The 26,072-nt window shown below is 67.2% G+C and carries 24 protein-coding genes and 1 pseudogene; 8 read left to right on the top strand and 17 right to left on the bottom strand.

What is annotated here, in order from left to right; translation table 11 throughout:
• Nucleotides 1–250: 250 nt before the first annotated feature.
• From VLK31_RS30165 to VLK31_RS30155, 3 genes are all read right to left on the bottom strand, one after another.
• On the bottom strand, nucleotides 251–2,740 hold the full coding sequence (locus VLK31_RS30165) for a TonB-dependent siderophore receptor (protein ID WP_409172161.1): 2,490 nt from the start codon (nucleotides 2,738–2,740) through the stop codon (nucleotides 251–253).
• Between the two features lie 133 nt (nucleotides 2,741–2,873).
• The gene (locus tag VLK31_RS30160; RefSeq protein WP_409172160.1) at nucleotides 2,874–3,905 is read right to left on the bottom strand and encodes a FecR domain-containing protein; all 1,032 of its coding nucleotides are present in this window, start codon (nucleotides 3,903–3,905) and stop codon (nucleotides 2,874–2,876) included.
• On the bottom strand, nucleotides 3,902–4,408 hold the full coding sequence (locus VLK31_RS30155; RefSeq protein ID WP_409172159.1) for a sigma-70 family RNA polymerase sigma factor: 507 nt from the start codon (nucleotides 4,406–4,408) through the stop codon (nucleotides 3,902–3,904). The genes VLK31_RS30160 and VLK31_RS30155 overlap by 4 nt, the downstream gene beginning before the upstream one ends.
• Before the next feature lie 265 nt (nucleotides 4,409–4,673).
• Here VLK31_RS30155 and VLK31_RS30150 point away from each other — a divergent pair.
• Nucleotides 4,674–4,976, top strand: a pseudogene (locus VLK31_RS30150) (hypothetical protein); the annotation flags it as partial.
• A gap of 101 nt (nucleotides 4,977–5,077) precedes the next feature.
• Nucleotides 5,078–5,299: a hypothetical protein gene (locus VLK31_RS30145; protein ID WP_409172158.1), complete on the top strand. Its 222-nt coding sequence runs from the start codon at nucleotides 5,078–5,080 to the stop codon at nucleotides 5,297–5,299.
• 13 nt (nucleotides 5,300–5,312) lie between these two features.
• On the opposite strand, the gene VLK31_RS30140 is transcribed toward VLK31_RS30145, so the two are convergent.
• Nucleotides 5,313–5,753, bottom strand: coding sequence for a hypothetical protein (locus tag VLK31_RS30140; protein ID WP_409172157.1), 441 nt, complete (start codon nucleotides 5,751–5,753; stop codon nucleotides 5,313–5,315).
• Nucleotides 5,754–5,937: 184 nt separating this feature from the next.
• Here VLK31_RS30140 and VLK31_RS30135 point away from each other — a divergent pair, with 184 nt between their 5' ends.
• A complete protein-coding gene (locus tag VLK31_RS30135) occupies nucleotides 5,938–6,591 on the top strand; it encodes a nucleoside/nucleotide kinase family protein (protein WP_409172156.1) in 654 nt (217 codons plus the stop codon).
• Nucleotides 6,592–6,615: 24 nt separating this feature from the next.
• Here the strand turns inward: VLK31_RS30135 and VLK31_RS30130 are convergent, their stop codons facing one another.
• Nucleotides 6,616–7,566, bottom strand: a complete 951-nt coding sequence (locus VLK31_RS30130) for an AraC family transcriptional regulator (RefSeq protein ID WP_409172155.1) — start codon at nucleotides 7,564–7,566, stop codon at nucleotides 6,616–6,618.
• Between the two features lie 43 nt (nucleotides 7,567–7,609).
• Nucleotides 7,610–8,938, bottom strand: a complete 1,329-nt coding sequence (locus VLK31_RS30125) for an ABC transporter substrate-binding protein (protein WP_409172154.1) — start codon at nucleotides 8,936–8,938, stop codon at nucleotides 7,610–7,612.
• Nucleotides 8,939–9,135: 197 nt separating this feature from the next.
• Between VLK31_RS30125 and VLK31_RS30120 the strand changes: the two genes are divergently transcribed.
• Complete coding sequence (locus VLK31_RS30120) at nucleotides 9,136–10,065, top strand: SMP-30/gluconolactonase/LRE family protein (protein WP_409172153.1); 930 nt, start codon at nucleotides 9,136–9,138, stop codon at nucleotides 10,063–10,065.
• 70 nt (nucleotides 10,066–10,135) lie between these two features.
• On the opposite strand, the gene VLK31_RS30115 is transcribed toward VLK31_RS30120, so the two are convergent.
• The 6 genes from VLK31_RS30115 to VLK31_RS30090 form a co-directional block, all read right to left on the bottom strand.
• On the bottom strand, nucleotides 10,136–11,140 hold the full coding sequence (locus VLK31_RS30115; protein ID WP_409172152.1) for a zinc-dependent alcohol dehydrogenase family protein: 1,005 nt from the start codon (nucleotides 11,138–11,140) through the stop codon (nucleotides 10,136–10,138).
• Nucleotides 11,141–11,150: 10 nt separating this feature from the next.
• Entirely contained in the window at nucleotides 11,151–11,729 is a 579-nt protein-coding gene (locus VLK31_RS30110) for an amino acid synthesis family protein (RefSeq protein WP_409172151.1), read from the bottom strand.
• Nucleotides 11,730–11,744: 15 nt separating this feature from the next.
• A complete protein-coding gene (locus VLK31_RS30105; protein ID WP_409172150.1) occupies nucleotides 11,745–12,719 on the bottom strand; it encodes a tripartite tricarboxylate transporter substrate binding protein in 975 nt (324 codons plus the stop codon).
• Nucleotides 12,720–12,809: 90 nt separating this feature from the next.
• Nucleotides 12,810–13,676: a fumarylacetoacetate hydrolase family protein gene (locus VLK31_RS30100; RefSeq protein WP_409172149.1), complete on the bottom strand. Its 867-nt coding sequence runs from the start codon at nucleotides 13,674–13,676 to the stop codon at nucleotides 12,810–12,812.
• Between the two features lie 46 nt (nucleotides 13,677–13,722).
• Entirely contained in the window at nucleotides 13,723–14,304 is a 582-nt protein-coding gene (locus tag VLK31_RS30095) for a VOC family protein (RefSeq protein WP_409172148.1), read from the bottom strand.
• 62 nt (nucleotides 14,305–14,366) lie between these two features.
• Nucleotides 14,367–15,080, bottom strand: coding sequence for a GntR family transcriptional regulator (locus tag VLK31_RS30090; RefSeq protein WP_409172147.1), 714 nt, complete (start codon nucleotides 15,078–15,080; stop codon nucleotides 14,367–14,369).
• Between the two features lie 25 nt (nucleotides 15,081–15,105).
• Here VLK31_RS30090 and VLK31_RS30085 point away from each other — a divergent pair, with 25 nt between their 5' ends.
• Complete coding sequence (locus VLK31_RS30085; RefSeq protein ID WP_409172146.1) at nucleotides 15,106–15,717, top strand: NADPH-dependent FMN reductase; 612 nt, start codon at nucleotides 15,106–15,108, stop codon at nucleotides 15,715–15,717.
• 36 nt (nucleotides 15,718–15,753) lie between these two features.
• Here the strand turns inward: VLK31_RS30085 and VLK31_RS30080 are convergent, their stop codons facing one another.
• On the bottom strand, nucleotides 15,754–16,299 hold the full coding sequence (locus VLK31_RS30080; protein WP_409172145.1) for a cupin domain-containing protein: 546 nt from the start codon (nucleotides 16,297–16,299) through the stop codon (nucleotides 15,754–15,756).
• A gap of 11 nt (nucleotides 16,300–16,310) precedes the next feature.
• The gene (locus VLK31_RS30075) at nucleotides 16,311–17,420 is read right to left on the bottom strand and encodes an alcohol dehydrogenase catalytic domain-containing protein (RefSeq protein ID WP_409172144.1); all 1,110 of its coding nucleotides are present in this window, start codon (nucleotides 17,418–17,420) and stop codon (nucleotides 16,311–16,313) included.
• A gap of 141 nt (nucleotides 17,421–17,561) precedes the next feature.
• Here VLK31_RS30075 and VLK31_RS30070 point away from each other — a divergent pair, with 141 nt between their 5' ends.
• A complete protein-coding gene (locus tag VLK31_RS30070) occupies nucleotides 17,562–19,184 on the top strand; it encodes a bifunctional 3-(3-hydroxy-phenyl)propionate/3-hydroxycinnamic acid hydroxylase (protein WP_409172143.1) in 1,623 nt (540 codons plus the stop codon).
• A gap of 37 nt (nucleotides 19,185–19,221) precedes the next feature.
• Nucleotides 19,222–19,647, top strand: coding sequence for a nuclear transport factor 2 family protein (locus tag VLK31_RS30065; protein ID WP_409172142.1), 426 nt, complete (start codon nucleotides 19,222–19,224; stop codon nucleotides 19,645–19,647).
• Between the two features lie 428 nt (nucleotides 19,648–20,075).
• On the opposite strand, the gene VLK31_RS30060 is transcribed toward VLK31_RS30065, so the two are convergent.
• The 3 genes from VLK31_RS30060 to VLK31_RS30050 all read right to left on the bottom strand — a co-directional run bounded on the left by VLK31_RS30060 (nucleotide 20,076) and on the right by VLK31_RS30050 (nucleotide 25,018).
• Nucleotides 20,076–21,008: a dimethyl sulfoxide reductase anchor subunit family protein gene (locus VLK31_RS30060; protein WP_409172141.1), complete on the bottom strand. Its 933-nt coding sequence runs from the start codon at nucleotides 21,006–21,008 to the stop codon at nucleotides 20,076–20,078.
• Between the two features lie 4 nt (nucleotides 21,009–21,012).
• Nucleotides 21,013–21,741 carry a 4Fe-4S dicluster domain-containing protein gene (locus tag VLK31_RS30055; RefSeq protein ID WP_409172140.1) on the bottom strand — a complete coding sequence of 243 codons (729 nt, stop codon included), beginning with the start codon at nucleotides 21,739–21,741 and terminating at the stop codon, nucleotides 21,013–21,015.
• A 334-nt stretch (nucleotides 21,742–22,075) separates the two neighbouring features.
• On the bottom strand, nucleotides 22,076–25,018 hold the full coding sequence (locus VLK31_RS30050; RefSeq protein ID WP_409172139.1) for a molybdopterin-dependent oxidoreductase: 2,943 nt from the start codon (nucleotides 25,016–25,018) through the stop codon (nucleotides 22,076–22,078).
• A gap of 82 nt (nucleotides 25,019–25,100) precedes the next feature.
• Between VLK31_RS30050 and VLK31_RS30045 the strand changes: the two genes are divergently transcribed.
• Nucleotides 25,101–26,033, top strand: a complete 933-nt coding sequence (locus VLK31_RS30045; protein WP_409172138.1) for a LysR family transcriptional regulator — start codon at nucleotides 25,101–25,103, stop codon at nucleotides 26,031–26,033.
• The last annotated feature ends 39 nt before the right edge of the window (nucleotides 26,034–26,072 follow it).

The following is a 26,072-nucleotide window of genomic DNA, read 5'->3' as shown; positions in this document are numbered from 1 at the left end:
ATGTCCCCCGCCTTCGGCTCCTCCTTTATTTCGCTGCGGGGAGCACCCGACGCCCTGTGCACTTGGACGCGCTGCTGGTGTTCCGCTGATCAACGACTGCTCCGCATAACGCTCGTGAGGGTGGGGTGCCTTGCGCAGCGAAATAAAGGAGGAGGGGCGAAGCCCCGGGGGACATTCGCGGAGCAAGGTACCCCGCCCTCGCGAGCGCGCCCTGAACCGCGAAGCGCCCCAATCAAAGAAATCATCGAGCTCAAAACTCGAACGTAGTCAAAAGAGAAACCTGCCGCGCATCACCCACCGAGATGAAGTACGTATTCGCCGCCGACGGGTAGTAAGTCTTGTCGAACAGGTTCTTCACGTTCACCTGAAACTTGACCTTCTTGCCATACATGCGCGTGTCGTAAGTTGCGAACGCATCGACAGTCGTATAGCTGGGCAACTCGAAGGTGTTAGCCGAATCCCCCGCTCGCTTGCCGACGTAATGCGCACCCGCACCCACACGCAGTCGACCCTCAGCGCCCAACACCTGCCCGAAGTCGTACACCGCCGACAACGACGCCGTCTGACGCGCCACATTCCACAGACGGTTGCCCGCATACAGCGGGTCTTCCGTCGTCTTCGCGTCGATGTAGGCATAGCTGGCGATGGCGCTCCAGTTCTTGCTCAACTGCCCCGCCACATCCACCTCCAGCCCCCGCGAACGCGCCGCGCCCGACGTGCGCCAGTCCGTCAGCTTGGTCACGTCGTTGAACTGCGACACGAGCACATTGCGCTTGTGAATGTCGAACAGCGCCACCGTGCCCGTCACGCCCCCGGGCATGTCGACCTTGGCGCCTACCTCCCACGACTTGGCCTCCTCCGGCTTCACCGATGCGTCGAGCACATAGCCGCTGGACAAGGGCGCAATCGTCGAAGCCGGCCGCAAAGACTGCGTGTAGCTGCCATACAAAGACACCGTGTCGCTCCACTTGTAGATCAGCCCCACGCGCGGCAGCACCTTGGAACCGTCGGTGTCGGTGTTCACCTTGAACGGACGCCCGCGCCCCGCCAACTGCGACCACGCCTGGTAGCGCAACGCGGCCACTGCAATCCAGCGGTCGCTCAGGTGAATCGAGTCCTGCAAAAAGAGCGACTGGTTGTGCAAGCGGTCGGTCTGGTCGCTGTCGCTGGCCGATACGGTGCTCGACGGCGCCTCCAGTCCGTACACCGGAAACAGGTAGCTGAAGGTGCGCGTGGTGGCCTGGCGCAGCAGGTCGGCGCGGTAGATCTTGCGGTACTCCGCGTCCGCGCCAAATTGCAGGTCGTGGCGCATGCCGCCCAGCTCGACGGTGCCGTCGAAATAGGCGGTGGCATAGCTGTCGGTGCTCAGCGCGCCGCGTGTGCCGTCGTTGCTGCGCGTGAGCGTGCCGCGCGTGGTGTTGATACCGTTCACGCGCAACTGGTTGGCGTCGTAGGTCTCGCGGTTGTAGCTCAGGTTCAGGTGGCCGGCCCAGCCGCCGCCGAACTGGTGGTCGACCGACAGCTGCGCCAGGTGCGTCTCACCGGTCATCTCGTTGGTGGGCTCGTCCAGGCGCCGCGTCTTGGGCAGGTCGAGCGGGCGCTGGGTGCGCGGGTCGAGCGCGGTGCCGCGGTCGAACGGCGTCACGTACTTGCGGTATTCGTACCAGAGCACGGCCTGCGTGTCGTCGCCGTACCAGGCCAGCGAGGGCGCGATCAGCGTCTCGCGGTGCTTGCCGAAGTTGCGCCAGTAGTCTTCGTCCACATGGTCGGCAACGAGCCGGTAGGCCAGGCCGTTCTCCCCGATGGGGCCGGTGGTGTCCAGCGTGGCGCCGCTGCCGTTGCGCCCGCCGGCGTAGCCCGAACCCAGCAGCGACAGAGAGGTGCGCTGGCGCAGTTGCGGCTTCTTGCTGACGACGTTGATCACGCCGCCCGGGTCCATCAGGCCGTACAGCAGCGACGACGGGCCCTTCAGCACCTCCACGCTTTCCGCTGCCGCGTTCATGCCCCGGCCCTGCACCAGCGGCATGCCGTTGTGCATGATGGAACCGTCACGGTTGCCGCCGAAGCCGCGCTTCATGATGGTGTCTTGCGTGCTGGCCAGGGTGTTGCCCTGGTTGATGCCGCTCACGTTGGCCAGCGCATCGTCGATGTTGCGCGGGCGCTGATCGCGAATGACCTGCGCCGGCACCACGTTCACCACCTGCGGAATCTCCAGCACCGGCGCGGTGGTGCGCAGGGTCGATGCGTCGGGCGTGGGCTGGTAGCGGTCGTCGGCATCGGTGGGCGCGGGCGCCGCGCGGGCCACCACGCGCACGGCGGGCAGGGTGCCGTCGGCGTCTTCCATGTCGGCAGTGGACGCAGCCGCGAACGGCGTTGCCTTGCGCAGCGTGAATTCGCTCGCGCCGCCCTCCACCGCCTCCAGCCCGGTGCCCGCGAGCAGCGCGGCAAAGCCGGCGCGCACTGTGTAGCTGCCCTGCAGCCCGCCGGACTTCAGCTCGCGCGTGCTCGCGGGGTCGAACGACAGCGCCACGCCCGATGCCGCGGCAAAGCGGCCGAGCACGGCGGCGAGCGGTCCGGCGTCGATGCGGTAGGCCCGGGCGGCGGCATGCGGCGCGGGAACGCCAGCGGCGGGAACGCCGACAGCGGGCTCAGCGGCCGTGGCCGCCAGGGGCATTGCGAGAACGGCCGCCAGCAGGCACAGCGCCTTGCAAACGGGGGTGGGAGACAGGTGCACGGGCATTCGGGATTCCTTCGGCATGGAGAGCAAGCAATCCATGGCGCTCGCCATGGTTCTTATGGGTAGGCCGAACGAAATCGAAAAAGATGAAAAAGAAACTGAAAGAAATTTCAAATGCCGCAGGGCGGCAGCGGAATCAGGCCGGCACCAGCGACACCCAGTAGCGCGTGACGCCCGACGCGCGCACCGGAAACGCCCGCGTCAGCACGGCCAGCGCCTTGTCGGTGTCGTCCAGTGGAAACGCGCCCGACACCTTGATGTGCGCCACCGCCGGGTCGCACACGAGGCGCCCGCGCCGGTAGCGCGACAGCTCGGCCACCACGTCTTCGAGCTGCCAGTCGTTCACCACCAGGCTGCCCTGCGTCCAGTCGGCCGCACCGGCATCGGCCTCGCGCGGCGCACCGATGCCGTCGCCGCCAAAGCTCACCTGCTGGCCCGCGTGCAGCGTCACGACCTGGCCGGGGCGTTGCGCGGCGCGCAGCTCCACGGCGTCTTGCAGCACCGTCACCACTGTGCGGTCGCCCAGCGTGCGCACCGTGAAGCGTGTGCCCAGCGCCAGGACGCGGCCCTGCGCCGTTTCCACCGTGAAGGGGCGCGCGTCCCTGGCGGCCGGGGCCTGCGGCTTGGCGGTCTCGATGAGGATCTCGCCCTCGCGCAGCGTCACGCGGCGGCGCAAGGCGTCCATGGCCACGTCGGCCGAGGTGCGCGTGTTCAGCATCAACCGCGACCCGTCGGCGAGCAGCACTTCGCGTTGCTCGCCGGTGCCGGTGCGGTAGTCCGCCATCCACGAGCGCCAGCCGCCCTGCGTATCGGTTGTCGCCTGCCACGACAGATACGCCAGCGACCCGCCAGAGGCCAGCACCGCCAGCCCGCGCAGCACGCGGCGTCGCTCGGGCTGCGCGGCGCGCAGCGTGGGTGCGGCAATGTGCGCCGGCACGCGCTGGAGCGTCGTCTGCATCGCGGCCAGCCGCTGCCAGGCGCGCTCGTGCGAGGGGTGCGCGCCATGCCAGCGCTGCCAGGCTTCGCGGTCGGCCTCGGTCGCCTCGCCGGAGCACAGGCGCGCATACCAGGCAACGGCGTGCTTGCGCACCTGGGCTTCGTCGGGCGACTGCAGGGCCATGTGGGCCATGTGGGAGTTACCCACGGGCATGTCGAACAAGGGCTTCACGGCGCCAGCAGGTAGCAGTGCTCCAGCGCCTTGAGCATGTAGTTGTTCACCGAGCGCACCGTCACGCCGAGCCGCGCGGCAATCTCTTTGTAGGTCAGCCCGTCGAGCTGCGACAGGATGAAGGCCTGACGAATCGGCGGCTTCATGCCGTCGAGCATCGCGTCGATGGCTGTGAGCGCCTCCAGCACCAGGGCGCGTTCTTCGGGCGATGGCGTCTGCGGCTCGGGTAGCGCGGCCAGGGTGTCGAGGTAGGCGCGTTCGAGCGCGCGGCGACGGTGAAAGTCGACCACCAGGCCGTGCGCGATGGTGGCCAGGTAGGCGCGCGGCTCGGTGGCCGCTACGGGGCCGGTCTTGCTCAGCACCCGCACGAAGGTGTCGTGCGCCAGGTCGGCGGCATTGTGCGTGCAGCCCAGCTTTTTGCGCAGCCAGCCGTGCAGCCACCCATGGTGGTTGCTGTAAAGCGTCTGCACTTCGCGCTGCAACACGAACTCGGCGGCCGGCATGGGTTCTCCACGCAGCGGGGGCGCTGCGCTCTCTGATTAATACGAATGGTTCTCATTGTAGCGAATCAGCAAGGCCCTCGGCGCGGGATGCCCCCAAGGCTGTCTGCATCGACAACCGTGAAATACGTCGCGCCCGGAAACACTCGTCACCGAAATGTCTCTCAGCCGGTCAACCCGATCGCGCGGGCGCCGTTGGCAGCACATGCACGTGCTTTCGTGTGACCCTTGAGGTGCTCCCTTGAAAAAAGCCCTGGTTCTTCTGGCCGTCGGTACCGTCTTCGCCGCCTCCGTCTTCGCGCAAAAACCGGCCCCTGCCGCGGCACCGGCAGCAGCCGCGCCTGCCGCCCAGATGGCACCCGCTGCACCCGCTGCCGCTCCTGCCGCCAAGCCCGCCGCCACCACCATGGCAGCCGCTCCGGGCGCCGCGCCGGGCCAGGTCTGGGTCAACGGCAAGGTCTACCACTGCGCCAGCGACAAGTTCTTCGGCAAGACCAAGAAGGGCACTTACATGTCGGAAGCCGACGCCAAGGCCAAGGGCGCGCACGTTGCCCACGGCAAGGCCTGCTGAGCTTTCCACCGCAAAAAATGTAGCGCCATGTAATTCTTCGCACGCGCGCACGACCCTTGCGCCTACAAGGGCGCGCGTGCCCACATGGAAAACTCACCGCCATGGTGGAGCTACAAAACCCCGATTCGAACGGCCTGGCAGCCCTGGCTGCCGAATGGCGCCGACGCGCGCTGCGAGGCGACGAAAACGCCCGCGGTATCGCGCATGCGCTGGAGGTCGAAGTCCGGCGCCTCACGGGGGGACGCCCTCAACCTGCGTACGACCTCGACACTCGCCACCTGGCGTTGCGGGAGGCGCGCAGCCCATGGTGGAAGCGCTGGTAGGCGCTTTTTTTGCTCAGTCGTCCACGCCTTCCAGAGAACGCGTGTACAGCGCGGCTTCCGAAGGCGTCATCGCGTCTTCGAGCGCGGCAAGTTCGAGCCGTTCGAAGTCGTGAGAAATCCATTCGAGAAGATGCGACGCGGGCATGCGGTCCAGTGACTCGCCGTCGCACCACGGCTGCAGCCGCCGGGGTGCACTACTCAACAGAAAGCGCAGGAACAGCGCACGCGCCATGCGAACCGCCGCAGCCTGCCGCGCATCTTTCAGCGTGGCGCCAATGGCCGCCAACTGCCGCTCGCAGTCGGCCAAACGCGCTTGCGCCTGCGCCCCACCTTGCAAACCCACATCCACCGCACGGCAACGGGCCTCCTGCATGCGATGAAACTCGCACAGCACGCGCGCATAGGCATGCTTCTGAAGAAGCAGCAGCGTGCGGTCAAGGAAGCTCTGTTGCATGGTGAATGCAATCTGAATATTTGCGGCACCGCGCGTGCGTAGGACTTCGCGCAACGAAAGCGCGCGCCGATGCCCACGGCGTCTGCGGGCCGCCTGCCAAAGCGCCACACGCCATGAACGAATGCGCAAAGAAGGCGCGCATCAAAGCGCAAGCTGCGCGCCTAGTGCGCGCTACGCTCGAACCATGAACGCCACCCCCCTGCCCCCGCTCCCCCTCATTCCCGAGGACAGCCTTGCCCGGCTGCAGACGCTCATGGCCGGCGGTCAACGCAGGCTGCTGGGTTTGGTCGGCGCACCGGGCGCGGGCAAGTCCACGCTGGCGGTGGCGCTGCTGAAGGCTGTGGGCGCGCAGCACGTCCAGGTCGTGCCGATGGACGGCTTTCACCTTGCCAATGTCGAGCTGCAACGGCTCGGCCGCGCCGGCCGCAAGGGCGCCCCCGACACCTTCGACAGCGCCGGCTACGTCGCCTTGCTGCAGCGCCTGCGCGAGCAGCACCCCGACGGCGACATCGTCTACGCCCCCGAGTTCCGCCGCGAGATCGAAGAGCCGGTGGCCGGCGCCATCGCCGTGCTGCCCGGCACGCAACTCGTCATTACCGAAGGCAACTACCTGCTGCACGACGTCGGCCCCTGGGCCGGCGCTGCATCGATGCTCGACGAGGTCTGGTACGTGGACATCGACGACGCCCTGCGCGAAGAGCGCCTGGTGCTTCGCCATCAGCAGTTCGGCCGCAGTGCCGAAGAAGCGCGCGCCTGGGTGGCGAGCACCGACGCGCCCAATGCGCGGCTGATTGCGGCAACGAGGGTGCGTGCCCACCATGTGCTGGCCTGGTCCTGAACGCCCCGCGCGGTGGTCGGGCCGCTACACCCTTTGCATGGCGGCCATGGCCGTGGTGCCGCCTCTCGCATCCCACGCCTCGCCGCCAAACTGTCTACGAAAAGCGGAAGGCGTCATACCCTTCACGTCGAGAAAGCGGCGGTTGAAATTGGCCACGTTGTTGAATCCAACGTCGTAGCAGATGGCCGATACGGCATCGCTCGACTGCAGGAGCAACTGGCACGCGCGGGAAATTCGCAGCCGAATCAAAAAGTCGGTGAAGGTGTTGCCCGTGCGGCGGTGAAAGACGCGCGAGAACTGGCTCTTGCTCATGTCGAAGTGCTTCGCTACCCGGGCCATCGACAGCGCATCGGTGTGGTGGTCGTTGATGAAGCCGATGATCGAATCGATGCGCGCCATCGACGCGGCATCTTCCTGCCCCACCACCCAGGGGTTGGACAGCAGCCGGTAGTCCTTCCAGTCGCCCAGCACACCCAGAAACTCGATGAAGACCGCCAGCCGCGACAGGTTCTGACTCGCGCGAATGCGCCCGAAGTAGCCCTGCGCCACCTCCGACAGGCCGAAGAACTCGATGCCGCGGCCCGCGCGGTCGAGCAGCGGCAGCAGCTCTTTCAGCTCGGGTATCGGTTCGCTGGCGCGCTCTATCGGGCTGCGGTCGAACACGATGCAGTGGTCGCGCAGCGCAACCCCTTCGGCGGGCGCGTCGGTGGAAATCCAGTTGTGCGGCAGCCGGGGGCCTGTCATGACCAGGTTGCCCGGCTCGAAGGTGCCGATGTAGTCGCCCACGAACATCTTTCCGCAGGTCGCCACCACCAGATGAATCTCGTAGTCCTCGTGGTAGTGCCATCGAATGAGCGGCGACGGCGTGCCGTGGCTGACACAGCGCACCAGCCGATCGAAATCTGCCGGCGGGCTGTAGCCGAGCTGCGAGTTCCGGCATAGCGGATCTTCTCTGGACGGGGGCGACGTTCCCATGCTTTCGGGGGGTGAGGGGTTGGACCTGCCGATGGCGAACCTGCTACTTGTAGTAGCCCGCTTTCTTCATCTCGCGCTCGGCAATATTCTGCGAGGTCTTCAGCGCCTGGTCGACCGTGACCTTGCCGGACAGTGCCGCGCTCATCTGCTGGCCCACGGCCGTGCCGATGGCCTGAAACTCCGGAATGGCCGCGTACTGCACGCCCACGTAAGGCGACTTGGGCAATGTGCTGTCGGTGAGGTTGGCGCTGTCGATGGCCTTCTTCTCGGCCGCGGCAAACTTGGCCACCTTCTGGAACTCGGGGTTCGCATAGGTCGACTTGCGCGTGCCGGTGGGCACGGCGCCCCAGCCCTGCTCCTTGGCGACAAGGTCGATGTAGGCCTTGGAGGTGGCCCACTTCACGAAGGTCTGCGCCGCGGCGCCCTTGGTGGAGCTGGCCGGAATGGCCAGGTTCCAGGTCCACAGCCAGTTCGCCCCCTTGGGCGTGAGCGCCACCGGCGCCTGCGCGAAGGCCACCTTGTCCGCCACCTTCGACTGCTTGGGGTCGCTGATGAACGATGCCGCAATGGTCGCGTCCACCCACATGCCGCACTTGCCTTCGTTGAACAGCGCCAGGTTCTCGTTGAAGCTGTTGGCCGACGCGCCGGGCGGGCCATAGGCCTTCATCAGGTCCACATAGAAGGTGATGGCGTCCTTCCACGGCTTGGTGTCAATCTGCGGCTTCCACTGCATGTCGAACCACTGGCCGCCGTAGGTGTTGACCAGCGTGGTCAGCGGCCCCATGTTGTCGCCCCAGCCCGGCTTGCCACGCAGGCAGATGCCGTACACGCCGGCCTTGGGGTCGTTGATCTTGCCGGCCAGCTCCTTCACCTGCGCCCAGGTGGGCTGCTCGGGCATCTGAAAGCCGACCTTGTCGGCCAGGTCCTTGCGGTACATGAGCATCGAGCTCTCGCCGTAGAACGGTGCCGCATACAGCTTTCCGTCGTAGGAGAGCCCGGCGCGAATGGCGGGCAGCAGGTCGTCCACGTCGTAGGCGGCGTCGGTGTCGATGGGCTGGAGCCAGCCTTTCTTCGACCAGATCGGTGCCTCGTACAGGCCGATGGTCATCACGTCGAACTGGCCGCCCTTGGTGGCGATGTCGGTGGTCACGCGCTGGCGCAGCGTGCCTTCTTCGAGCGTGACCCACTTCAGCTTGATGTCGGGGTTGGCTTTTTCGAAGAAGGGGGTGAGCTTCTGCATCTCGATCATGTGGCCGTTGTTCACGGTCGCAATGACCAGGTCCGTGGCCGAGGCAGAGGCAGAGGTGGAGGTGGAGGCAGCAAGGGCAAGCGCCGAGCAGGCGAGGCCCAAAAGTATCTTCGTGTGGTCCATCATGTCTCCGGTCAGGGGTGATAGCGGCAGCTCCGCCCTTAGAAGGATCGGCACTTGGCGCCTTTTTGCATAACGCCCCCGGCGCGCGACTTGATACTTTGGTGCTTTCCGGCCTAGCGATTTTCCCTAGGAAGCAGCCGCGGCTGCGGCACCAGCGGGCAAACTGCGGCTCGCCCCATCCGCTGAAGGAGCCCCGTATGCGCATCCGCGAACTCGCCACCGGCCTGCAGTTTCCAGAAGGCCCCATCGCCATGGACGACGGCTCCGTGCTGCTGGTCGAAATTGCCCGCGGCACCCTCACCCGCGTGCGCGCCGACGGCCTGGTGCAGGTGGTGGCCCACCTGGGCGGTGGCCCGAACGGCGCGGCCATCGGACCCGACGGCGCGGTCTATGTGTGCAACAACGGCGGCTTCAAATGGCACACCGAGGCCGACGGTTGCCTGCGCCCCGTGGGCCAGGCCGACGACTACTCGGGCGGACGCATCGAGCGCGTCGACCTGGCCACCGGGCACGCCGAGCGGCTGTACGACACGGTCGAAGGCGGCGCGCTGTGCGGGCCCAACGACATCGTGTTCGACGCGCACGGCGGCTTCTACTTCACCGACCTGGGCAAGACGCGCGAGCGCGACATGGACCGCGGCGGCCTCTTCTACGGCCATGCAAATGGCGCCGCGCCCCACGCCATCGCACGCCCGGTGATGACGCCCAACGGCATCGCCCTGTCGCCCGACGGCCGCACGCTGTACTACGCCGAAACCGAAGGCGCGCGCGTGTGGGCCTTCGACATCACCGCGCCGGGCCGCGTGCGCAAGGACGCATGGCCGTCGCCGCACGGCGGTCGCATGCTCTGCGCCTCGCCCGGCGGCCACTACCAGCGCTTCGACTCGATGGCGGTCGACGCGCTGGGCAACCTGTGCGTGGCCACGCTGCTGCACGGCGGCATCAGCATCGTGGCACCCGACGGCGGCAGCGTGCAGCACGTGCCGCTGCCCGACCGCTACACCACCAACATCTGCTTTGGCGGGCGCGACCTGCGCACGGCCTACGTGACGCTGTCGGGCAGCGGGCGGTTGATTGCCATCGACGACTGGCCGACGCCAGGGCTGGCGCTGAACTGCCTGGCCTGAGGCGCGCCCTGCACCATCTGCACCATCAGCACCATCTGCGAAGGCCGCGCGGCCCGCTCCCCGCGTCTGTTCAGGGCGCCAACACCAACTTGCCAAGCGACTGTCCGCCGTCGAGCATCTCGTGCACGCTGCGCACTTCCGACAGCGGGAACACCCGCGTCGGCGGCGCCTTGACCGCGCCGCTGCGCATGAGCTCGATGGCTTTTTCCATCAGCCCGCGGCGTTGCTCGCGGTCCTGGTCGAAGGTGTGGATGGAGAAGGTGCGCACCGCCAGGCTCTTGCTCAGCAGCGCACGCAGTTCCAGGAACACATCGCTCGACGGCGGACCGCCGGCAATGTTGTACGAAATGGCCGTGCCCAGCGGTGCCAGCGAGCGGATGCAGGCGATCAGCAGGTCGCCCCCCACATGGTCGAACGCCAGGTCGACACCGCGCCCCCCGGTGGCGGCCAGCACGCGCGACTCCAGGCCCGCGGCCTGCCCATCCACCAGCGTGGTGACGCCATGCGCCAAGGCATGCGCGCGCTTCGCGGGCGTGGACGCGGTGCCGATCACCGTCATGCCAAGGTGTGCCGCCAGCTGCGCCATCGCGGTGGCCACGCCGCCCGCCGCACCCAGCAACAGCACCGAGCGCACCGGCAGGCCGCCATTGCTGCCCAGCAACATCGCCTGCGCGAGCTGAATGTTCCCCAGGCTCACGGCCTCCTCGAAGCTGATGCTGTCCGGCAGCACGAAAGGCGCCTGCGCAGGCACCGCGATGTACTGCGCATAGCAGCCGCCGCGCTCCGGCAGTTCGCGCGAGCTGACCAGCACGCGCTGGCCCACGCGCAGCGCCGTCACGCCCTCGCCCACCTCGGCCACGGTGCCCGCCATTTCGTTGCCGGGAATCACCGGCAACGGCGGCATCCATTTGTAGGTGCCATTGCGAATCAGCACGTCGGGCCCGCCCGCGCCAATGGCGCCGGCGCGCACCAGCACCTGGCCGGGGCCGCAGGCAGGCACGGGCAGCTCGACCTGCTCCAGCGCCTCGGGGCCGCCGGGGGTGCGCACCAGCACCGCGCGCATTGTTCTTGTCATGGTCGGTCTTTCAGCGTTGGCCGTCATGCACCGACACCTTGTCCTTGGTGAGCCCACCCAGGCGTTCATGGATGCGCCCGCCGGTGCCCATCACCAGCGCAAACAGAATCTCGTTGGGGCGGGGCGCGTCCTGAATGCCCACTTCCATGCTGTTGTAGTGGCTGCGCACGTAAGAGGCGTGGATGTAATGCAGTGGCACCATCAGCCGGTAACCAGTGGCGGCCACGGCCTTGGCGGCGGGCACCATGGCCTTGGGCTCGCCGAGCACCTCGCGCATGGCCCAGCCGCCGGCCTCGTGCCACACGGCCGCGTGCTCCAGCTCTCCGTTGACGCCCACGATCGCGGCCTTGCTGTAGACCTCGACCTTGTCGCGCCCCAGCAGCTCGACCAGCTCCGTCGCCAGCAGCGTGCCTAGCGAACGCAGCTGCGCCATGAAGGGCAGCAGGTCGGGCTCGTAGTGCCCCGCGTAGGGGTTGCGAACAACGGCGCAGGCCGCCGCAAGCTTCAAGGGCACCGCCGCCACGGGCCCGCCTTCGTGATAGATGGTCTCGACGTTGAGACTGCGCTTTCGAATTTCGATCAGGGACATGGCTTCTCGCTCTGGTTACTGTTTGGGAATGTGCGCGTCGTTGACCACGGTGGTCCATTTGTTCAGCTCGCCGCCGACCATCGCCGTCATCTCCTCGGGCGTGCTGCCGCGGGCCTCGCCGCCCATGTCTTCCAGCCGAGCGCGCACACCCGGCGCCTGCAGGGCCTTGAGGGTTGCCGCGCGCAGTTGGTCGACGATGGGTCGCGGCGTGCCCGCGGGCGCCATCAGGCCGGCCCACGATGTCACCTCGTAGCCCGCAACGCCCTGCTCCGCCACCGTGGGCAGGTCGGGCATGGCGCTCCAGCGTTGCGCGCCCGTGGTGGCCAATGCGCGCAGCTTGCCGGCCTTGATGGTCTGCAGCACGGCGGTGGGCGGCGCGATGATGAACGGCACCTCGCCGCCCAGCAGCGCCGTGAGCGACGCCGCATCGCCGCGGTACGGAATGTGCAGCAGGTTCACGTTGGCGGTCTTCGTCAGCAGCTCGCCGGCCAGGTGGTGCGTGGAGCCGATGCCGGCCGAGCCATACGACAGCCCGCGCGGGTCGGCCTTGGCGGCCGCCAGCAACTCCTGCAGGTTGCGGTAAGGCGCGTCGGCGCGCACCACCACCAGAAAGGGAAAGTACGTGACGGTCGACACCATCTGAAAGTCAGCCACGGTCTGGTAGTTGAGCTTGTTGTACAGCGCACCGGCCACCGCATGGCCGCCGGTGGCCAGCAGCAGCGTGTAGCCGTCCGGCTTGGCGCGCGCCACGGTGCTCGCGGCAATGGTGCCGCCAGCACCGGTCTGCGCTTCGATCACGAAAGACTGGCCCAGCGACTTGGTCATTTCCGCGCTCACCACGCGTGCGATGGTGTCGGCATTGCCGCCGGCGGCAAAGCCTTGGTAGATCTTGATCGGCTTGTCAGGGTAGGCATGGGACTCGGCCAGGGCCGAGAACGAAAAAGTGCAGGCAAGGCTCAGCCCTGCAGCGAGAAAAGCTCTGCGCCACATGTTTGTCTCCAATCGGTTTTTTATGTATTTGCCGACCGCCGTTCGCCGCGGTCAGGGGCCCCGGCTCAAACCGGGGCAGCGCACCAGCGGCTACTGCTGCTGCTGAACGATCGGGTTGCGCAGCGTGCCGATGCCTTCGATCTCCACCTCGCACACGTCGCCGGGCTTCATGAACTGCGGCGGCTTCTTGCTCCAGCCCACGCCCGCGGGCGTGCCGGTGGCAATCACGTCACCCGGGGTGAGCGTGAAGATGGTCGAGGCGTAGGCAATGAGCTTCGGAATGCTGAAGATCATGTGGCCGGTGTGGCTGGACTGAACCACGTTGCCGTTCAGGCGGGTCTCCAGCTTGAGCTGACGGCCCGGCGCAATTTCGTCGGCCGTCACCATCCACGGGCCGAAGCCGCCGGTCGACTCGAAGTTTTTTCCGGAGGCGATCTGCTTGGCATGGAACTGCCATTCGCGCACGCTGCCGTCGTTGTAGCAGGCGTAGCCGGCCACATGGTCGAAGGCGTCGGCCTCGGCAATGTTGCGCCCGCCCTTGCCGATGATGACCGCCAGCTCGCCTTCCCAGTCGAGCGACTCCGACACATTGGGCCGCACGATCGGCTGGTTGTGCGCGCACTGCGAGCGCCACACGCGCAGAAAGATCGGCGGCTGCTCCGACAGCTCGCGGTGCATGCCCGCGGCCAGCACCTCCTGGTGGTGGTCCATGTAGTTGCGCACCGCGCAAATGATTTTCTCGGGCCGGGGAATGACCGGCAGGTAGGTGATGTCGGCCAGCTTCGCGGCCACGGGCAGGCCCTCGATGTGCTGGGCGGCACGGGTGTAGTCGCCGGAAGCGATGTAGTCGGCCAGCGTGGGTTGCTGCGGGCGCGCCGCGCCCAGGTCGACAACGCCGTCCCCGACGACCGCCCCCCAGGTTTCACGGCCTTGATGAACGAACGACAACAGTTTCATGTGAACTCCAGAGGGAAAAGAGAAAAGAGATTGGTGGGGTGCGGGCTCATCCCGCGAAAGGCGCTGCCTGGGAGGCTGCCAACGCGGCTGGGTGCTTGGCTTCGAACTGCGCCCGCCATTGCGCCAATGGCATGAAGCTGGGGTCGGCGCGGCACGCGGCCTCGGTGTCGCGCATCAGCGTTTCGTCGTCCTTCGACAGGTCCAGCGGGTCGCCGTGCGGCTGCGCCACGTAGTACGGCGTGTCGATGTAGATCTCGACCGTGTTGCCTTCGGGGTCGAGCATGTAGACCGACAGCGCGTTGCCGTGGTTGAGCCCGCGAATCTGCGTGGCGCCGCGCGCCGCTGCCCGCGCGGAAATGTCTCGCAGGTGCTGGATGCTGGGCACCACGAAAGAGATCTGCATCACCGTGCTGAACTTGGCTTCGGCCGGCCGGCCCGACGCCAGCACCAGCTGGTGATGCTGGTCCGGGCTGGCGCTGGTGAAGACCAGCTGGTTCTTGAAGGTGCGGCCTTCGCCGCGGTCGGTGACCGTCAGCTCGAAGGTCTCCGTGTAGAAGGCCACCATCCGTTCGAGGTCGGTGACGAAAATCCCGAAGTGGGACGGTGTGGGCCTGTGGACCTTGAGCATGTTGTCTCCGGAAAAGTGGGCTTTTCTTGGGCCGCGCATGCGCTGTGCATGCGCCTTTTTTTCTATGCGGCTTGTGCGGCCGCCTTGAGCGCGGCCGTCACGTTGCGCTGGGTGCTGAGGATGTGTTCCTCGAGCATGGCGCACGCGGTGTCGGCGTCGCGCCGCAGGGTGGCGTCCATGATCTTGCGGTGCTCGTTCGACTTGCGGCGCGCCGTCTTGCGGTGCCTTGCGGAAAAACGCCGGTAGCGCTCCGCCTGGTCGAACAGGCTCGCGCCCCAGAGGCGCTGGCGCTCCGAAGGGCACGCGGCCAGCAGCGCCAGGTGAAAGGCGCGGTGCAACTCAGACCATGCGTCGTCCAGCACCACAGGGCCGTCGCCCAGGCGGGACTCGACCTTGTCCAGCCGGTGGAAGGCCGCGACCACGGCGCCCTCCCAGGCATCGTCGCCGTGCGCAATGGCCTCGCGCAGCGCAGACACGTCCAGCATCAGCCGCATGCGGGTGATGTCGGCCAGGTCTTGCTCGGAGATGGGCGCCACGCGAAAGCCACGGCGCTCGTCGGCGCGAATCAGGCCCTCTTGTGCGAGCCGGCTCAGCGCTTCGCGCAGCGGGCTGCTCGACAGGCCGTAAGCGGCTTGCAGCTCGTCGACCTTCAGCTTCGCGCCGGCGCCGAAGGTGCCGTCGAGCACGTCGCGGCGCAATTGAACAAAGGCCTGTTCGACCAATGGCGGGGAACGCAGGGGATTTTCTTCTTTGTGCATGACGTCGATTTTATGCATAAACTCGCGTTTTTTTAAGGTCCGCATGAGTCCAACCACCGACATTCGCCAAGCCGCAACGCCGAGCCCAACGCCAACCACAACGCGCCTTCTGGCCATCTCCGGCAGCCTGCGCCGCGAGTCCCATTGCACCGCCGTGCTGCGCAGCCTTGCGCCGCTGCTGCCGGCCACGGCCACCATCGAGCTGTTCGCGCTGAACGACATCCCGATGTACAACGCCGACCTCGACGGCGATTCCCCGCCCGCGGCCGTGGTGCAGCTGAAGCACGCCATTGCGCAGGCCGACGGCCTGGTGATCTGCTCGCCCGAATACAACTACGGCATGCCCGGCGTGCTGAAGAACGCGATCGACTGGGCGTCGCGCCCCGGCTTCGCGTCGCCGCTCAAGGGCAAGCCCGCGCTGGTGATGACGGCATCGCCGGGCACCGCTGGCGGCGTGCGCGCACAGGCGCAGATTCGCGATGCGCTGGCAGCCACCCTGGCGCGACCCGTGGTTCGCCAGCATGTCGCCATTGCCGGCGTGGCCACGCGCATGCGCGACGGCCGGCTGGTCGACGAGGCCACGCTCGGCTTCGTGCAGGCGGCGCTGGTCGACCTGCTCGAAGAAATCCGGCTGCTGGCGCTCGCAAAGGCCTAGCAAAACAAAGGTGGCTGCGGTGGTCATGGCCTCAACTCAACCGTTGCGCGCCGCACCCATCAGCACGAACAGCATCTTGGCCGGCTGGTCGCTCGGGTTGCGCCAGGCGTGCCGGTTGCCGTGCTGCACGGCCACGTCGTGCTTGCCCAGTTGCACCTGTGCGCCGTCGTCCAGCTCCAGCACGATCTCGCCTTCCAGCACCACGTCGTAATCGACGCTGTCGGTCGTGTGCATGCCGGGGTGCGCGGGCTCGAAAGTTTCCGCCAGGCCCGGCACTTCGCGTGCGAACTCCGCTCCGAAAGCCGCCGCATCGAAGTCGGCACGCATCATGACGCTGTCTGGCGGAAAGGTGACGAACAGCAGGCGCGTTTCGCCCGGTGCCGGCACAAAGCCGACACGGCCCGTGGCATCGGACGGCGCGTCGTGACCAAGGCGCGCGCCGGCGGGCGTCGACCACAGCAACGCGGCGGCAAAGCCCGGCACCGTCGCAAACTCCACATGGCGTAAAGCCACTTCGTCCGACACCACACGGGCCTTGCCGTCCGCGCCCGTTGCGGCCACCACTCTGCGAATCTTGTTCATGGGGCGGCCTCTCAGGGGTTGATGACGAAGTTGCTGAAGCCGCCGTTGCGGCTGGCGATGCCGGAGATGGCCTCGTTCACGCGCTCCAGCGGATAGCACACATGCTCGAACACCGACAGGTCGAGCGTGCCGGCCTCGGCCATGTCGGCCATGTCCTGCCCCTCGCCGGCGGTGAACCAGGCCGAGCCTTCGATGCTTTGCTGCTCGTCCATCATGGTGTGCAGGTCCATGCCCACCATGCCCGCGATGGCGCCGATGTTGAAAGCGCGCCCGCCCCGCTTGAGCGCACGCACGCCCTGCTGAAACGATTCGTGCGCCGCCCCCGGGCCGAGCGCGTCGATGAAGGTGTCCACGCCCAGCCCGCCGGTGCGCGCCTTGACCCAGGCATCGATCGACCCGCCGCCCTCCGTGGAAAACACCTCGATGCGATCAGGCGCCAGCGCCTTCACGCGGTCCAGCAGCGCCTGGTTGCGCCCCGTGCCCAGGATGCGGGTGGCGCCCATCGCCAGGCCGAACAGCGCACCGCCCAGCCCCAGCGTGCCGCTGATGCCGTTGATCAACACGCTGCGCCCCGGCGCCACGCGCGCCTTGCGCATGGCCGAGTACATGGTGCCCAGGTAACCGAAGCGCGCCGCCTGGTTGAAGCTCACGTTGTCGGGCAGCTTCACCAGCGCGTACTGCGGCGCGATCATGTACTCGCACAGGCCGCCATAGGGGTAGTTCTTGTAGAGCTTCAGCGAGTCCTGCGAAAAGCCGAAGTAGCCGCTGAACGCGTAGTGCGTGCAGTTGACGAGGTCGCCGTTGCGGCAGGCGCGGCAACCGCCGCAATACAGGCTGGGGTTGACGTACACGCGGTCGCCGGGCTTCCACGTGTGCACATGCGAGCCCACCGCGGTGACCTCGCCCGCCGGGTCCAGCCCGAAGATGGCCGGCAGCGGGGGCAGCGGCAGCTCCGGAAACCAGGTCGTCCAGTTGGCCAGGATGTTGCCCAGGTTAGGCACGATGCCGCAGGCGTGCACACGCACCTGCACGTCGTTGGCCGCAGGTTGCGGGATCGGCAGTTGCTCGATTTCCATCGGGGACCCGACCTGATGCAGGCGAGCGGCTTTCATCATCGACATGCTGTCTCCTTCGTTGAAATGTGCATAACGCGGTTTTTATGCATTTTTCAACGCGGCGGCAAAAAGGCGAATCGGTAGCAACCCGAAGTGCATGAAATTATGTTTTGTGCATAATTTTTGGTTTCCAAACCAGGTACGGGCATGCAACAGAACCACGAACCCTTCGACGTAGCCATCATCGGTTTCGGCCCCGTTGGCGCCTCGCTGGCCGCACTGCTGGGCCGGCGTGGGCGGCGCGTGGCGGTGTTCGACAAGAGCGAGCACATCTACCCGCTGCCACGCGCGTTCGCGCTGGACCACGAGGCCATGCGCACCTTTCAAGAGATCGGCATTGCCGGCTCGCTTGCCGCGCACATGACCCCCTACCGCCCCACCATCTACCAGGGCAGCGACGGCCAACCCATTCAGCATTTCGACATGGGCCCCGCGCCCTACCCGCTGGCCTGGGCACCGTCGTACACCTTCAACCAACCGGCGCTGGAGGCCTCGCTGCGCCGCGCGGTCGGGGAGCTGCCCGACGTGCGCGTGCACCTGGCGCACGAGGTCGTCGACGTGCAGGAAGACGCGGGCGGCGCGGTGCTCTCGGTGCGCACGCCCGACGGCGCAGCAATGCAGGTCGGCGCGCGCTACGTCGTTGCCTGCGACGGCGGCACCAGCCCCACGCGCAAGCGGCTCGGCCTGCCGCTCAAGAGCCTGGCGTTCGACCAGCCGTGGATCGTGGTCGACATGCACGTGGAGGAAAGCAAGCTCTCGCAACTGCCGGCTACCAACGTGCAGTACTGCAAACCCTCGCGGCCCTGCACCTACGTGGTCGGCCCGGGCACGCACCGGCGCTGGGAGTTTCTGCTGCTGCCCGACGAGGCGGAGCAGCGCGACATGCCGCACGAAGCCATCTGGCAGCTGCTGTCGCCCTGGCTAGCGCCCCACGAGGCACGCATCTGGCGCGCGGCCACCTACCGCTTTCATGCGGTCGTGCTCGAGCAATGGCGCAGGGGGCCGGTGCTGCTGGCCGGCGACAGCGCGCACCAGATGCCGCCCTTTCTGGCCCAGGGCATGTGCCAGGGCTTGCGCGACGCCACCAACCTGGCCTGGAAGCTCGACTGGGTGCTGGCGGGCCGAGCTGCCGATGCGCTGCTCGACAGCTACGGCGCCGAGCGCGGCCCGCAGGTGGAGGCGATCACCGCCACCGTCAAGCGACTGGGCCAGATCATCGGAGAGCGCGACCCCGTGCGCGCGGCCGAGCGCGACCGCGGCTTGCGCGCCGCCCAGGGCGGCCAGGTACATGTGCAACTGCGCCAGAGCCTGTTCCCCGGCGTGCACCACGGACTGATCGACCGCGATGCCGCGCCGAACGGCACGCCGTTTCCGCAGCCCGTGTGCAGGACGCAGGCGCAGACGCAGACGCAAGACGATGCGCAGATGCTCGACGACTTGCTGGAGGGCGGCTTTCTGCTGGTGCTGCGCGATGCGCCGGATGCGCCCACGTTCAGCGCCTGGGCGCAGGCGCTGGAGGCACTGCATGCGCGCGCCGTCAGCATCGGCGCGGCGGAGCCGGTCAACCCGTTAGCGAGCGGCGTGACAAGGCTCATCGAAAGCGACGGCATCGTGGCGCGCTGGTTCGCGCAGCACGCGTGCTCGGCCGCGCTCGTGCGCCCGGACCACATCGTCTATGGCGTTGCGCAGGACGCCGCACAAACAACCGCCTTGCTGCAACGCGCATGCCGGAGCCTCGGCCTGCTGCTGGCCGAGACCGCGCCGGAATAGCTCCGCCGCACCGCAATTTCAAACCTCAAGGATCAAGATGACCGACACGCCAACGACCCCATCGAACCCATCGACCCCAGCGGAAACCCGCGCACTGCTCCTCGACCTGGAGGCACAGCGCTGCGACGCGATGAAGCGTGCGGACTTCGCGCGGCTGCGAGACATCCTTCACCCTGCCCTGACGCATGTGCACGCCAAGGGCCAGACCGACGACTACGACAGCTACTTCCGCACGGGCGGCGTGCATGTCGACTACCAGCAGATCGATCGCTCTGAACTCGAAGTGCGCTTGCTCGACACCACGGCCCTCATGACCGGCCGGCAAATGCTCGTTGCGGTGCGCAAGGACGGCAGCGGCACCGTGCGGATCGACTCGCGCGTGATGCAAGTGTGGACGCAACTCGATGGCCGTTGGCGGCAGCTGGCGTTTCAGACCACGCCGTTGGCCATGAGCATCACTTGAGGGGCGGTTGAGGACTCACGCTTGTACTGCCTAGAACGTCGACGTATCGCTTGGCTTCAGGGCGACGCTCACGCCGACGGGGTGCCTTGCTCCGCGAATGTCCCCCGCTTCGCTCCTCCTTTATTTCGCTGCGCAAGGCACCCCATCGACGTGAGCGTTGGACGAAGCAGTTGTTGATCGTGCGATCACCGCAGAGCGTGCCCTGGTGCCCAGGGCGTCGGGTGCTCCCCGCAGCGAAATAAAGGAGGAGGGCGAAGCCCGGGGGACATTCGCGGAGGGGAGTACCCGGCGGCCTGTGCACGCGCCCTGAAGAAAGCGGCCTGAACAACTACAGCAGCACACCAGGTCCCAGCCCAACGATCTTTAGCTGATGTCTGCTGGAGGCTGTATTCGACAACCGGTCCTCATGCGTAACAGCAGCGAAAAACCTACGACACCACCTGGTAGTACAGATTCTGCGGATGCTTCGCCTGCGCAAAAAAGAACCAGCGCTCGGCCAGCAACCCCGGCGCCTGCACCAGCACCGCCAGCAGCCACGGCCATGCGACCGCGCTGACGACGCCCCACAGCGCCAGCGCCGCTGGCAACGCGAAGGCCATCACCAGAAACCCGAACTTCATGTTCTTGAGCGCCACCAGAGACGCCCCATGAAAGAACTCGCGCGTGTTGAACGAACCCGCCGACATGCCCATCGACTTCTGCACCAGCTTGTCCGCCCGAATACCGGTCGCAGATTGCAACGTCGACTTGTGCCGCAGCCCCGCGTTGCGCCGCAAGGCACTGCCGCGCGCGGCCCACGCAGCCAGCGTGGCGGCCAACGCCCATGGCCCGAACACGTGCACAAAGCGCGCCTCGCCGGCAAGCGCGGCCATCGCGCAGGCCAGCATCAGCCCTGACGACAACCCGATCAGCGTGAAGTTGATGACGGTGAGCGGGTGCGCCCATTCCTCGATGAAGCGCAGGCAGGCGTAGATCATCGCGGTGCAGTACCAGAGCAACGCCGCGCCATACAGCACCAGCACCGGCATCGCCCACGACCAGGGCGCGCCGATGCCCAGCCGCAGCGACACCGCCCACAGCGCGACCAGCGCAATGAACGCCGGCAGCACGATGACCTCGCGCGACATCCATGAGGTGCGCCACATCAGCACGGCGCGCCAGGCCCGCGTCTTGCGGCCCAGGTGCATGAACGACGCGGCCAGGCCCGCCACGAGCAACACCTCGGCCACGCCCAACGCAATGCCGATGAAGCCCGGCGACAGCTCCAGGCCGAACAGCACGGCCAGCGCCAGCGTGAACACCAGGCCCTGCGCCGCGCCAGCCAGCGTGGTGAAGAAAAGAATGGAGAACGCGGGATGCATGCGTCTAGTCCTGTGCGTTCGTTGGGTGCGTGATGTGCCGCGGAAGGTACTGGTTGGCGGGCTGTGTTTCCCATTCGGGCATGAGCTGGTAGCCGCCGCGCTCGCGGATCGCCTTCGACACCTCGGAGTTCGGGTCTTTCACATCGCCGAAGATGCGCGCGCCGGTGGGGCAGGCCTTCACGCAGGCCGGCTTGCGGTCTTCCTTCGGTAGATGCTCGTCGTAGATGCGGTCGACGCACAGCGTGCACTTGGTCATGACCTGGCGTTCTTCGTCGAGCTCGCGTGCGCCGTAGGGGCAGGCCCATGCGCAGTACTTGCAGCCGATGCACTTGTCATAGTCGACCAGCACGATGCCGTCTTCCTTGCGCTTGTAGCTGGCGCCGGTGGGGCAAACGGGCACGCAGGGCGGGTCTTCGCAGTGCAGGCAGCCGTTGGGGAAGTGGATGGTTTCGGTGACGGGGAACGCGCCGGCCTCGTAGGTCTGCACGCGGTTGAAGAAGGTGCCGGTGGGGTTGGCGCCGTAGGGGCGCTCATCGGCAAGCGGGCCTGCGCTGCCGGAGGTGTTCCATTGCTTGCACGAGGTGACGCAGGCGTGGCAGCCGACGCAGACGTTGAGGTCGATGACGAGGGCGAGTTGCTTGGCCAGCGTCTCGCCCTGCTCGGCGCGTTTGCTTGTCTTTCCCCCTCTCCCGCTTGCGGGAGAGGGTTGGGGTGAGGGTGCAGCGGCCTTCATCACGGCGAGGCTTCCAGTTCCAGCGCCGTTGCCCTCACCCCAGCCCTCTCCCGCAGGCGGGAGAGGGAGCAATACCGGGGCCATCAGGTCCTTGAGCCACTGCATCATTTCTTCCCCCTCCCCGCAAAGTACGTCGACACACACACCGCATTCCCCTGCCCGGCGTTTCTTGTCTTGCCCCCTCTCCCGCTTGCGGGAGAGGGTTGGGGTGAGGGTGCAGCGGCCTTCATCACGGCGAGGCTTCCAGTTCCTGCGCCGTTGCCCTCACCCCAGCCCTCTCCCGCAAGCGGGAGAGGGGGCAAGACAGGGGACAACAAGTCCTTCAGCCACTGCATCATTTCCGTCGCCCCGCAAAGTACGTCAACACACTCACCGCCTTCCCCAGCACCCCAGGCACCGCCGGCATGCTCGCAATCTGCGGAAAGCTCTCCTCAGGCTCCCCTGGTTCCGCCGGCCGAATGCGCACCCGCACGTCGTACCACCCGGCCTGCCCCGTGATCGGGTCGGAGTTGCTGATGGTTCCGCCCGCCGTGCCCGCGCAGGGCAGTTCCTCGGTGATCAGGTGGTTCAGCAAGAAGCCCTTGCGCGCCTCGTCGGCCCCGGGCGCGAGCTGCCATGCACCGTCCGCCTTGCCGATCGCGTTCCACGTCCACACCGTGCCCGGCTCCACCGCCTCGCTGTAGCGCAGCATGCAGCGCACCTGGCCCCAGCGGCTTTCCACCCAACACCAGCCGCCGTCTGCGATGCCCGCGGCCTGCGCCGTCAGCGGATTCACATGCAGGTAGTTGTGGCTGTGAATCTGCCGCAGCCATGCGTTCTGCGAGTCCCACGAGTGGTACATCGCCATGGGCCGTTGCGTGAGCGCATTGAGCGGGTACGCCGCCAGGTCGGTCGCGGCCTCTTCCAACGGCGGATACCAGAACGGCAAGGGGTCGAAATATGTGTCGATGCGTTCGCGCAGCGCATCGGGTGGTTGCCGCCCCGCACTCTTGCCTTGCGCCGCGAGCCTGAAGCTCTGCAGCGTGTCCGAGTACAGCGCCAGTTGCACCGGGTCGTTGCGTTGGCGCCAGCCCTTGTCCTTTGCAAAGTCCAGGTACTCGCGGTTCCAGTTGCGCATGTAGTGCATGGTCTCGGGCAGGTGGTACTGAAACACGCAGTTGTTCTGCGCATAGGCCTCCCACTGCTTGGGGTTGGGCGCGCCGCGCAGGTGCTCGGTGCCGTCCTTGCCGCGCCAGCCCATCAGGAAGCCGATACCCGGCTGCGGCTCGAAGTTGACGACGAAGTCCGGGTAGCCGGTGTACTTGCGCCCGCCCTCGGGTGTGGTGAAGGCCGGAAACTTCAGGCGTGAGGCCAGCTCGATCAGCACCTCCTGAAACGGCCGGCACTCGCCCGTGGGCGGCACCACCGGCACGCGCACCGAATCCACCGGCCCGTCGAACTCCGAGATGGGCCGGTCGAGCATGCCCATCACGTCGTGCCGCTCCAGGTAGGTGGTGTCGGGCAGCACCAGGTCGGCAAAGGCCACGGTCTCGCTCTGGAAGGCGTCGCACACCACCAGAAACGGAATCATGTGCTCGCCCTTCTCGTCCTTGCGGTTGAGCATCTCGCGTACCGCCATGGTGTTCATGCTGGAGTTCCACGCCATGTTGGCCATGAAGATCAGCAGCGTGTCGATGCGGTACGGGTCGCCCTTCACCGCGTTGGTGATCACGTTGTGCATGAGCCCGTGCGCCGACAGCGGGTGCTCCCACGAGAACGCATGGTCGATGCGAATCGGCGACCCGTCGGGGTTGATGGCCAGCTCTTCCGGGCTGGCCGGAAAACCCAGCGGCGCCGCATTGAGCGGCGTGTTCGGCTGGATCATGCCGGGGTCGTTGAACGCGCGGTAGTTGGGCACGATGTGGCGCGGGTACGGCGCCTTGTGGCGAAAGCCCCCGGGCGCGTCGATGGTGCCCAGCACGCTCATCAGAATGGCCAGCGCCCGCACCGTCTGAAAGCCGTTGGAGTGCGCCGCCAGCCCGCGCATTGCATGAAAGGCCACCGGCCGCGCCTGCGTGGTCGGGTGCTTCTTGCCCCACGCGTCGGTCCACGCAATGGGCAGCTCGAAGGCCTGCTTCAGCGCGGTGTCGCCCATCTCGCGCGCCAGCTTGCGGATGCGCTGCGCATCGATGCCGGTGATGGCCTGCGCCCACTCGGGCGTGCAGCTTGCCACGCGCTCGCGCAGCAGCTGAAACGACGGCGCCACGCGCGTGCCGTCGGCCAGGGTGTAGTGGCCTTCGAGCGCGGGGTTGCAACCGTCGGCAATGCCTTCGGGGTAGGCGTTTTTCACCGTGCCATCGGCCAGGTCCCACACCAGCTTGTTGTGCGGGTTGCGGCCGTCGCCCGGCGGGCCGCGCGCGGGGTCGGGGTCGAAGGCGAACAGGCCTTGCCGCTCGCAGTCGTCGAGCACCACCAGTTGCGGCGCGTTGGTGAAGCGCTTGAGGAACGCATGGTCGATCAGGTCGCTGGCGATCAGCTCGTGCAGCAGCGCCATCAGCAGCGCGCCGTCGGTGCCCGGCTTGATCGGGATCCACTCGTCCGCAATGGCCGAGTAGCCCGTGCGCACCGGGTTGATCGATATGAAGCGCCCGCCGTCTCGCTTGAACTTGGCCAGCGCGATCTTCATCGGGTTGCTGTGGTGGTCTTCGGCCGTGCCGATCATCACGAACAGCTTGGCGCGGTCCAGGTCGGGCCCGCCGAATTCCCAGAAGCTGCCGCCGATGGTGTAGATCATTCCCGCGGCCATGTTCACCGAACAGAAGCCGCCGTGCGCCGCATAGTTGGGCGTGCCGAACTGGCGCGCGAACAGGCCGGTGAGCGCCTGCATCTGGTCGCGCCCGGTGAACAGCGCAAATTTCTTGGGGTCGGTTGCCCGGATCTTGCCGAGCCGCTCGGTCAGCATGTCGTAGGCACGCTCCCAGCTGATGGGCTCGAACTCCCCTGCCCCGCGCTCGCTGCCGGCCTTGCGCAGCAGCGGCTGCGTGATGCGCGCGGGCGACACCTGTTTCATGATGCCCGACGAGCCCTTGGCGCAGATCACGCCCTGGTTCAGCGGGTGGTTGGGGTTGCCGTCGATGTAGCGCACCTCCGGGCCCTTTTCGCCCTCGCGCAGGTGCACGCGAATGCCGCAGCGGCAGGCGCACATGTAGCAGGTGGTGGTCTTGACCGTGGTATCGGCAGTGGGCGTGGGCGCGGCAAGGGGGTCGTGCACCGGCTCGCGAGACAGGAAACTGAACACTGTCGGTCCTTTGTTTTCATGCGTGGCAAGGCCGATGTTAGGGGCGCGTCATCGATCGGAAAAGCGCAGAATATCTTTCACCATGACCGGAAAAACAGATCAACTTTCGGCGCAGAGACTGCGCCTGAACCTGCGCCAGCTGGAGGTGTTCGTGGCCACCGCGCGCGGCGGCAGCACCCGCGCCGCGGCCGAGCGCATCGCGCGCTCGCAGTCCGCCGCCAGCAGCGCGCTGGCCGACCTGGAAGAGTCTGTCGGCGTGCTGCTGTTCGACCGCATCGGCCGCCGGCTGGTGCTCAACGAGAACGGCCGCGCCCTGCTGCCCAAAGCGCAGGCGCTGCTGGACCAGGCCGGCGAAGTGCAGGCGCTGTTCAGCGGCGAGCATGCAGCACCACTGCGCGTGGCGGCGAGCTTCACCATCGGTGAGTACCTGCTGCCGGAGCGCATGACGCAGTGGACCGCGCTGCATCCGCAGAGCCAGGTGCGCCTGCACATCGCCAACACGCGCGACGTGATCGAGGCGGTGGCGGGCTTCGACGTCGATGTGGGTTTCATCGAAGGCCCGCAGACCCACCCCGACCTGGTGGTGCGCGCCTGGCGCAGCGACGAACTGGTGATCGTGGCCGCCCCCGGCCATGCGCTGGCGGGGCGCGTGGCCACGCACAAGCAGCTGTCGCAGGCCACCTGGGTGTTGCGCGAGCATGGCTCGGGCACGCGCCAGGTCACCGATGCGTGGCTGATCCAGAACCTGGAGCAGGTGAAGGTGGGCTTCGAGCTGGGCAGCACCGAGGCCATCAAGCGCGTGGTGGCTTCGGGCACCGCGCTGGCTTGCCTGTCGCGCTACACGGTGGCGCAGGCGCTGGAAGACGGGCACCTGGTCGAGCTGCGCACGCGGCTGCCGGCGGGGGTGCGCAAGCTCGCGACGGTGATGCACCGCGACAAGTTGCTGGGCGGCGCCACGGCGGATTTCTTGCGCCATTGCGGCGCGATCGTGCCGCGCGCGGCCGCGTTGCGCTGAGCGTTCGGCCGCGCTGCCCGGTCTGCCCGGTCTGTCCGG

It is taken from the genome of Variovorax sp. H27-G14 (genome assembly GCF_046156345.1).
Classification (GTDB): Bacteria; Pseudomonadota; Gammaproteobacteria; order Burkholderiales; family Burkholderiaceae_C; genus Variovorax.
The sequence above is the reverse complement of the archived record's forward strand: the minus strand, read 5'-3'. Positions and strand labels throughout refer to the sequence as shown.

Bases quoted from the DNA above. Each gene is read 5' to 3' on its own strand.
- VLK31_RS30165 (WP_409172161.1), bottom strand. From the start codon at position 2,740: ATGCCCGTGCACCTGTCTCCCACCCCCGTTTGCAAGGCGCTGTGCCTG.
- VLK31_RS30155 (WP_409172159.1), bottom strand. From the start codon at position 4,408: ATGCCGGCCGCCGAGTTCGTGTTGCAGCGCGAAGTGCAGACGCTTTAC.
- VLK31_RS30145 (WP_409172158.1), top strand. From the start codon at position 5,078: ATGGTGGAGCTACAAAACCCCGATTCGAACGGCCTGGCAGCCCTGGCT.
- VLK31_RS30140 (WP_409172157.1), bottom strand. From the start codon at position 5,753: ATGCAACAGAGCTTCCTTGACCGCACGCTGCTGCTTCTTCAGAAGCAT.
- VLK31_RS30135 (WP_409172156.1), top strand. From the start codon at position 5,938: ATGAACGCCACCCCCCTGCCCCCGCTCCCCCTCATTCCCGAGGACAGC.
- VLK31_RS30130 (WP_409172155.1), bottom strand. From the start codon at position 7,566: ATGGGAACGTCGCCCCCGTCCAGAGAAGATCCGCTATGCCGGAACTCG.
- VLK31_RS30125 (WP_409172154.1), bottom strand. From the start codon at position 8,938: ATGGACCACACGAAGATACTTTTGGGCCTCGCCTGCTCGGCGCTTGCC.
- VLK31_RS30120 (WP_409172153.1), top strand. From the start codon at position 9,136: ATGCGCATCCGCGAACTCGCCACCGGCCTGCAGTTTCCAGAAGGCCCC.
- VLK31_RS30115 (WP_409172152.1), bottom strand. From the start codon at position 11,140: ATGACAAGAACAATGCGCGCGGTGCTGGTGCGCACCCCCGGCGGCCCC.
- VLK31_RS30110 (WP_409172151.1), bottom strand. From the start codon at position 11,729: ATGTCCCTGATCGAAATTCGAAAGCGCAGTCTCAACGTCGAGACCATC.
- VLK31_RS30105 (WP_409172150.1), bottom strand. From the start codon at position 12,719: ATGTGGCGCAGAGCTTTTCTCGCTGCAGGGCTGAGCCTTGCCTGCACT.
- VLK31_RS30100 (WP_409172149.1), bottom strand. From the start codon at position 13,676: ATGAAACTGTTGTCGTTCGTTCATCAAGGCCGTGAAACCTGGGGGGCG.
- VLK31_RS30095 (WP_409172148.1), bottom strand. From the start codon at position 14,304: ATGCTCAAGGTCCACAGGCCCACACCGTCCCACTTCGGGATTTTCGTC.
- VLK31_RS30090 (WP_409172147.1), bottom strand. From the start codon at position 15,080: ATGCATAAAATCGACGTCATGCACAAAGAAGAAAATCCCCTGCGTTCC.
- VLK31_RS30085 (WP_409172146.1), top strand. From the start codon at position 15,106: ATGAGTCCAACCACCGACATTCGCCAAGCCGCAACGCCGAGCCCAACG.
- VLK31_RS30080 (WP_409172145.1), bottom strand. From the start codon at position 16,299: ATGAACAAGATTCGCAGAGTGGTGGCCGCAACGGGCGCGGACGGCAAG.
- VLK31_RS30075 (WP_409172144.1), bottom strand. From the start codon at position 17,420: ATGTCGATGATGAAAGCCGCTCGCCTGCATCAGGTCGGGTCCCCGATG.
- VLK31_RS30070 (WP_409172143.1), top strand. From the start codon at position 17,562: ATGCAACAGAACCACGAACCCTTCGACGTAGCCATCATCGGTTTCGGC.
- VLK31_RS30065 (WP_409172142.1), top strand. From the start codon at position 19,222: ATGACCGACACGCCAACGACCCCATCGAACCCATCGACCCCAGCGGAA.
- VLK31_RS30060 (WP_409172141.1), bottom strand. From the start codon at position 21,008: ATGCATCCCGCGTTCTCCATTCTTTTCTTCACCACGCTGGCTGGCGCG.
- VLK31_RS30055 (WP_409172140.1), bottom strand. From the start codon at position 21,741: ATGAAGGCCGCTGCACCCTCACCCCAACCCTCTCCCGCAAGCGGGAGA.
- VLK31_RS30045 (WP_409172138.1), top strand. From the start codon at position 25,101: ATGACCGGAAAAACAGATCAACTTTCGGCGCAGAGACTGCGCCTGAAC.